Genomic DNA, 6,000 nt, shown 5'->3' with positions numbered 1-6,000 from the left:
CCGGAATCTCTGATCAAGTGTTTCCGGAATCTGCGATCAAATGCGGCCGGAATTGGTGATCATTTCGCTCCGGAATACACAACTACCGAGCCTTCTTTAGACGTCATATAAATAGGTACACTAATGCAGATCATGCCTCTATGCAGGAGATTATTCGCTAAGTTCGGAATGATGATAGTTTTAGTTGGACAACCGTAGGCAACAGAAAATATCGGATAATAACAAGTAAATCAGAATAGCCCTTCTGCTATTTCATCCTGTTTTGTAACAATGATGGCCAAGCCGGCGAGTTGGTTTTATTTAAAAAACAAAAAAAAAGCCCATTATCCAGAACATCATAACTGCACGATATTCTAAACCATGGAGCTTTTTTATTTGCCCAGTAATTTATTTTAAAATTTTAATCATCGGTAATATAGGCTTTACTACCCCAAAAAACTGCAATATATAAATAACCAATACAATCAAAACCAGAACATTTAGAAGGCTTTTAATAGCTCCAGGCATTGGCACAAAAGCGTTGACCAGCCAAAGACCAATCCCAAAAACAATAATAAGAGCAATCAAGTTAATTAAGTCGTTCATAGAAATCCTTTTTTGATGCTACTGTTTAAATATAGCACAAACTTCGGATTTGATGTGTACATCAACCAGGTATTTAAAAGCTATGAATCACCTTTTAAGTTTTTTTCTTTCATCAAATCACGAATTTCAGTCAACAGTACTTCAGAAGCAGATAAAGCAGGCGTTTGTTTTTCATCTTTTTGTCGTAACAGGTTAATAAACTTAACCGCCAGAAAAATAGATAGCGCAATAAGACTAAAATCAATAATGGATTGCAAAAACGCACCCCATTTTATCACCGCATGACCAACGGTCAGACTTTCGCCCGCAATATTGATTCCGCCGATAATCAACCCGATGAAGGGCATCACGATTCCATCAACCAGGGATGATACAATTTTACCAAATGAAGCACCAATAATGACGGCAACAGCCAAATCGACTACATTGCCACGCATGGCAAACTCTTTAAATTCCTTAATAAAGCTCATCGTGTTTTCCTCCTTGAGTACAAATGTTTTAAAATAATTTTTCTCAGACGCAGTCATTTAACATTTAAATGACTGCCTGGTTTACTGAGCTGTTACGAATTATAAACCGATAATCATGGCTTTAATTTCTTTAATTTTTGCATCCAAATCTTCAGGAACAGAGCCACCACCTTGTGCCATATCATCACGACCGCCTCCCTTACCACAAAGATGTCTGACCAATAAAGCAGCTGAAGGCGCTTTCCCTAAACTATTTTTACTCACGCCAGCGATTACGTTCATTTTACCTTGATCTACAGCAAACAATACAATAACTGCTGAGTCTAAAGAAGACTTAAGCTTATCCAACGTAGTTCGCATGGTTTGACTGTCCATTCCGTCCAATCGCTTGACCAATAGATTAAAACCATTAACCTGCTCTACTTCACTTAGCAAATCCGCACCCGATTTTTGGGCTTTTTCGCTGAGCAGTTTTGCCATATCTTTTTCAAGCTTTTTATTATCTTGAATAAACTGCGTCATTTTTTCAACCAAACTGCTGGTTGTGGTTTTTAACAGGGAGGCGAGATTATTTAACACCCCTTGTTGTTCGTTAACCCACAGCAAGGCAAAGTGGCCTGTAACCAATTCAATACGTCTGACTCCGCTGGCAATTCCATATTCAGCACTAATTTTGAATAATCCTATATCACCTGTACGACGTGCGTGTGTACCGCCACATAGCTCTTTGGAAAATTCCCCCATAGACAACACTCGCACATCCTCTGCATATTTTTCACCAAACAAGGCAACAGCACCACTGCGCTTGGCTGAGTCTATATCCATTACTTCAGTGATTACCTCATTATTGGCACGAATTTGATCATTGACCAAAAATTCAATCTGTTGAATCTGCGAAGGAGTCAAGGCTTCAAAATGTGAAAAATCAAAACGGGCTTTTTCTGCGTCAACCAATGAACCTTTTTGTTGGACGTGTTGGCCAACAACCGTTTTTAAAGCAGCATGCACTAAATGGGTTGCCGTATGATTCAAACGTATTGCATCTCGTCTTTGCACATCAATCAATGCATCAACAGGTTGCTTTAACATTACAGTACCTTGCTCTACTACACCATAGTGGACAATGGCCTGTCCCACTTTTTGCGTGTCATCTACACGAAAATTAAATTCTTTACCTTTTAAATAGCCTTTATCACCAACCTGACCACCACTTTCGGCGTAAAAAGGTGTTTTATCTAAAACCACAGCTGCCCTTGCACCCTGAGCCAAGCGATCTGTTTCAACCCCATCGATCAACAGTGCAACCACAAATCCCTTAACATTATAATGCTCGTATCCATGAAATTCAGATTGATGATCCAGTTGAGTGGTGGCATGATAGTCTACGCTAAACTGGCTTGCAGCCTGTGATTGTTCTCGTTGGCGCTGCATCAACGCATTAAAGGCATCCATGTCCACTTCCAAGCCTTGTTCTCGCACAATGTCAGCAGTAAGATCTATGGGAAAGCCGTAAGTATCGTACAATTTAAACGCCACCTGCCCCGACAACTGTTTTCCTTCAACAGACTGCATGTGATCTTGCAATAACTTCAAGCCTTGTTCCAGGGTTCGGGCAAACTGATTTTCCTCCTGAAGTAATATATTCTCTATGTGCACTTTAGAACGAATTAATTCAGGATAAGCATCACCCATTACGTCAATTAGTGGTTGTACCAATTGCGAGAAAAAAGGTGTTAGTAAACCCAGTTTATTTCCATGTCGGACTGCTCTGCGGATAATTCTACGTAATACATACCCACGCCCTTCGTTACCGGGAACGACACCATCAGCAATTAAAAAAGAACACGAACGAATGTGATCCGCTATTACTTTTAAAGAGGTATGATTAATGTCTGTATTCCTGCCCATTTTGGCAATGGCGTGAATCAAGTGTTGAAAACTGTCTATCTCATAATTACTATGAACACCCTGTACTACGGCTGCCAGCCTTTCAAGCCCCATTCCCGTATCTACGGAAGGTTTAGGCAGCGGATGCAAGGTACCGTCTTTATCCCGATTAAACTGCATGAAAACCAGATTCCATATTTCTATGTAGCGGTCACCATCTTCTTCGGGGCTACCCGGCGGGCCACCTGCAATTTCGGGCCCATGATCATAAAAAATTTCCGTACACGGCCCACAAGGCCCTGTATCACCCATAGACCAAAAATTATCTTTTTCGCCACATCGAGAAAAACGCTCGGGTGAAACACCCATTTCCTTCAGCCAAATATCTTCCGCTTCCTGATCGTCTTTGTAGACAGTAATCCATAAACGCTCAGTAGGTAAACGCAAAACCTGGGTTAAAAAATTCCAGGCAAATTGAATGGCTTCTCTTTTGAAATAATCACCAAAGCTAAAATTTCCCAACATTTCAAAAAAAGTATGATGTCGAGCGGTATAACCTACGTTCTCCAAATCATTATGCTTGCCACCCGCTCTGACACAGCGTTGAGCACTTACCGCTCGTTGATAAGCTCGGGTTTCAAGCCCTAAAAATAAATCTTTAAATTGCACCATTCCTGCATTAGTAAACAACAAGGTGGGATCATTGGCTGGAACTAATGAGCTTGATTCCACCAGATGATGGCCATGCTGTACAAAATAATCAAAGAATGCCTTTCTAATTTCAGAACTTTTCATTTTCTACGACTTACCATTTAAGTTAATTGAATTATCTCTACTGTGTCACGCTCATCAGATGTCTTTAGCTCTTTTTCTGGCGAAAAAGAACGCACCCAGGATCACTTTAACTCTTTTATCACCAAAGCAATAATGTCTGGACTAAATCCCCGATAAAGCAAAAAGCGCTGTTGTTTCTGTTGCTCGGTATAATCCAGATCGTGGCGTCCTTTAGATTTTTTCTCCCAGACGTTCAAGGCATAAACGAGCCAATTGTCTCTCTCTTTGGCCAGTTCAGCGTTGATGATCTCGGCTTCTACTCCTTTACTTTTTAACTCGTGCATGATCTTTAAGGGACCATAACCCTGACGAATGCGCATACGAATAAACTGCTCTACAAAACGAACATCATTTTGCAAACCGAGGCGTTGGCAGGTATCCAACGCATCTTGAATCTCAGTGGCATCAAAATCCTTTTGTTCCAACTTTTTATACAGTTCTATAGCGCCATGTTCACGCCTGCTTAACAGGCGTATGGCGCTATCAAATGCTTTAGTCATCAACCATCTCAAAACTGTCTTCGCTTGCCGGCGCTGTCAGAGGCAGATTTTTTTCTAACAGTTCAGTACGAATTTGTTGTTCCAAAACGGCGGCAATCTGAGGATTATCTTTCAAATACAAACGAACATTCTCTTTGCCCTGACCAATTTTTTCTTGCTTGTAACTGTACCATGCTCCTGATTTTTCAATCAGGTTAAGTTGCACACCCAGATTAATAATTTCACTTTCACGTGAAATACCTTCGTTATATAAAATATCGAATTCGGTCATCTTGAACGGTGGCGCAACTTTGTTTTTAACCACTTTAACTCGTGTTTCGCTACCTAATATTTCCTCGCCTTTTTTGATTGAGCCAATTCGGCGTATATCCAGACGAACGGAAGCATAGAACTTTAACGCATTACCGCCTGTAGTAGTTTCAGGGCTACCGAACATAACACCAATTTTCATACGGATCTGGTTAATAAAAATAACCAAGGTGTTAGAGCGCTTGATGTTCGCTGTAAGTTTTCGTAAGGCCTGGGACATCAATCTCGCCTGTAACCCGACATGAGCATCCCCCATTTCCCCTTCAATTTCAGCTTTGGGAGTCAATGCCGCAACAGAGTCAATAATGACGACATCTACCGCAGCCGATCGCACCAGCATATCGGTAATTTCCAATGCCTGCTCTCCGGTATCAGGTTGAGAAACCAACAACTCATCAACATTAACGCCTAATTTTTGCGCATAGCTCGGATCTAAGGCATGCTCAGCATCAATAAATGCAGCAGTACCCCCCATTTTTTGACATTCGGCTATCACTTGCAGTGTCAGCGTGGTTTTACCAGATGATTCAGGCCCGTAAATTTCAACGATACGCCCTTTGGGTAGTCCACCAATTCCTAAAGCGATATCCAATCCGAGGGAACCTGTAGAAATGGCCTCAATATCTCGAGACACGGTACTGTCGCCCATACGCATGACGGAACCTTTGCCAAATTGTCGTTCAATTTGCAACAAGGCTGCTGATAATGCTTTTTGTTTATTCTCTTCCATAATCAATTCCAAGTAGTAGTATGCAAGGACAAAATTATCACACAGATATGAGCAGCCGGCAAATTGAATCATCATGTTCATGCAGTGATTTCACACCAAACAGTGATCAATAAATGAAAGTGAGATTGATTCGTGAAGTGTTTACGGTTTAAGCAGCGAAAGAACACCCTGTAAAGCCTGATAACAAGCTGCTTGCCGAATGTCGTGACGAGTTCCGTTAAATTGCATTTTCAGTGTAACAGGGCTTGAGTGCTGCATAGCCCAGCCAAAACACACCGTACCCACTGGCTTATCAATACTACCGCCATCAGGACCGGCAATACCTGTAACCGACAAGGCAACATGACCCGCACTATGGCGTAAAGCGCCAACAGCCATAGCAGCAGCAACTTCCTCGCTAACGGCACCAAACTGGGTCAACAGTTCAGCAGAAACAGACAACATTTCCTGTTTCGCCAGATTACTGTAAGTAACAAAACCCCGCTCAAACCACGTGGAGCTTCCGGGTATTTCGGTCAGATATCCGGAAATTAAACCACCGGTACAGGATTCAGCAGTAACCAAAAGGATCCCTGAATCATTCAGACAGGTAGCAATTTGTTTGATTAGTTCGTTTAAGTGACTCAAGTAGATATCCTGCGCAACAAAAAACCCCATAATGAGATATTACAGGGTTTATATAAGG

The 6,000-nt window shown here is 41.5% G+C and carries 6 protein-coding genes; all 6 read right to left on the bottom strand.

Translation table 11 applies throughout. From position 1 onward, the window contains the following. Positions 1-387 precede the first annotated feature (387 nt). Positions 388-585 carry a Thivi_2564 family membrane protein gene (locus Lwor_RS04610; protein ID WP_058492735.1) on the bottom strand — a complete coding sequence of 66 codons (198 nt, stop codon included), beginning with the start codon at positions 583-585 and terminating at the stop codon, positions 388-390. An 80-nt stretch (positions 586-665) separates the two neighbouring features. Continuing rightward, positions 666-1,055 (bottom strand): large-conductance mechanosensitive channel protein MscL, encoded by a 390-nt coding sequence (mscL, locus tag Lwor_RS04605; RefSeq protein ID WP_058492734.1) that lies wholly within the window; start codon positions 1,053-1,055, stop codon positions 666-668. A gap of 99 nt (positions 1,056-1,154) precedes the next feature. Further along, complete coding sequence (gene alaS / locus Lwor_RS04600) at positions 1,155-3,737, bottom strand: alanine--tRNA ligase (RefSeq protein ID WP_058492733.1); 2,583 nt, start codon at positions 3,735-3,737, stop codon at positions 1,155-1,157. 101 nt (positions 3,738-3,838) lie between these two features. Next, entirely contained in the window at positions 3,839-4,276 is a 438-nt protein-coding gene (gene recX / locus Lwor_RS04595; protein WP_058492732.1) for a recombination regulator RecX, read from the bottom strand. Further along, a complete protein-coding gene (gene recA, locus Lwor_RS04590) occupies positions 4,269-5,315 on the bottom strand; it encodes a recombinase RecA (protein WP_058492740.1) in 1,047 nt (348 codons plus the stop codon). Before recA ends, recX begins: the two co-directional genes overlap by 8 nt. A gap of 141 nt (positions 5,316-5,456) precedes the next feature. After that, on the bottom strand, positions 5,457-5,942 hold the full coding sequence (locus tag Lwor_RS04585) for a CinA family protein (RefSeq protein WP_058492739.1): 486 nt from the start codon (positions 5,940-5,942) through the stop codon (positions 5,457-5,459). Positions 5,943-6,000: the final 58 nt, after the last annotated feature.

The sequence above is a fragment of the Legionella worsleiensis genome (assembly GCF_001467535.1).
In the GTDB taxonomy this organism is placed as follows: domain Bacteria; phylum Pseudomonadota; class Gammaproteobacteria; order Legionellales; family Legionellaceae; genus Legionella; species Legionella worsleiensis.
The sequence above is the reverse complement of the archived record's forward strand: the minus strand, read 5'-3'. Positions and strand labels throughout refer to the sequence as shown.